The organism is Aeromonas sp. Prich7-2 (assembly GCF_017939255.1).
Lineage (GTDB): Bacteria > Pseudomonadota > Gammaproteobacteria > Enterobacterales > Aeromonadaceae > Aeromonas > Aeromonas caviae.
This window is the reverse complement of the sequence record NZ_JAGKRI010000301.1, coordinates 1-297: the sequence shown is the minus strand read 5'-3', so window position 1 is coordinate 297 and position 297 is coordinate 1. Positions and strand designations below refer to the sequence as shown.

The 297-nt window shown below is 53.5% G+C and carries 1 protein-coding gene; it reads right to left on the bottom strand.

Annotated elements, in window-relative coordinates:
* Positions 1-297 (bottom strand): hypothetical protein (locus J9892_RS25270; RefSeq protein ID WP_210539022.1); only part of this gene is annotated, 297 nt, incomplete at both ends.

Sequence of the window (297 nt, the reverse complement as noted above, 5' to 3'; positions counted from 1 at the left end):
AGCAATGACACCAAGGCGGCGGGATTGTCCTTGATCAGTCCGGCACGGGCTGCCCAGGTCATGATGGCCTTGAGCAATGCTAATACTCGATTGCAGGTGGCCGGTTTCCATTTCTCGATACCGATAATGCGGTTTCCAGCGGCTACTGATAACGCTAATGCCTGATGGTTCTGATGAGCTGATCGCCCCGTTGTCAGCTGACAATCGAGTTCGCTGGAGCCAGATTTCCATTTCACGCTACCGATAACGCTAATGCCTGATGGTTCTGATGAGCTGATCACCCCGCTGTCAGCTGAC